Annotated in this window: 1 protein-coding gene and 1 pseudogene; both read right to left on the bottom strand. The window is 37.1% G+C overall.

Translation table 11 applies throughout. The features are described from left to right. A pseudogene (locus F6K13_RS35700) lies at positions 1-227 on the bottom strand (hypothetical protein); the annotation flags it as partial. Positions 228-374: 147 nt separating this feature from the next. After that, on the bottom strand, positions 375-1189 hold an 815-nt coding region (locus tag F6K13_RS34090), incomplete at its 5' end, for an IS200/IS605 family accessory protein TnpB-related protein (protein WP_287290079.1).

Below are 1189 nucleotides of genomic sequence, written 5' to 3' on the forward strand. Positions count from 1 at the left end.
GTCAGGAGTTGTTTTTGTAACCAGTATTTGAGCAAGCTTCCAAAAATATTTCGCCTTAAAAGGCGGGGTTGCGTGACCCAATTATTTTGATAAGGAACAAGAATTAAATAAGATCCATAAATGTGCTTACAATTCCATGTTAACAGGTCATCTAAACCATAGACTATAGCTAGGGCAATATGTAACGCATCATTAGCAGCTTTAGGGGGGAGGTTGCTGAGAGTCAAAAATTATTTGGCTAAGTTTTCTACCGTTAAATTTAATCCAAGTAAGGGAAAATCTTGCAAAATCTCCAGTCTCTTAGTAGCTATTTCACCTTCTTGAAAACTAGACACGCGCTAGACATTTGCCATCGGTGAGTGCAAATGATTTGATTACTCACCCGTTTCAATGTGTACTTCCTGTGAAAGTTGATGTTCCGCCCACAAACTATGGGTTAGGATTCCCTCAAGGGCTTTCCTCCATTGAAAAAGTTGAGTCCTCCGAATACGATGTAGTTTAATAAAACTAGCAACTCGCCTCCAATGACTCCAATCATGTTTGTTGACATCCTCCGGTCTCAACAAACACTGCGGGATTTTTTCAGATAAATTCAAAGCTCTACGACCAATTACTAAAGCAGCAGCAGTGCCACTGTTTAGACCGTATTTAGCCATGTAATTAATCATTCCTATCACGCTAGTAAAAGCTGGATTGACTTTGATTAATTCAACCCCAAATCTTCTACAGCATGACTCTAAAGCCTCTCTAAACATTCCTGTAGACAAGTTAGAAAGCATTGCATTATAAATTTTACTTTCCTCACTCATCTTGGCTTTTTTCTTGGTAAAATCCAGAGACTCAATAGCAATAGCGCACTCAAAAAAATCTGCTAATTTGACAATAGTCGCGACAATATTCCTCATAGTTGCTTGTCGTTGCCCAGTAGTTTGATTTTTCCATTGGTAAGGTAGCTCTTCTAAATATTCAATATTGCCATCCCATTTAACATAAGTAACTGAAATCAACTCGGCATTAAAATCAATGCCTATACAACCATTTTTTCTCGTATAAACTACTGGAATTTCTGGTACATAAGTAGAAAGATGTACATACCAATTATCCTGTTTATACTCCCTGCGAAAAACTTGAATTGTGATTGGTTTTAAATTATTTATGGCATAATCTAAATCTGTTGCTCTATATCTGC

The organism is Okeania sp. SIO2B9 (assembly GCF_010672505.1).
Classification (GTDB): domain Bacteria; phylum Cyanobacteriota; class Cyanobacteriia; order Cyanobacteriales; family Microcoleaceae; genus Okeania; species Okeania hirsuta.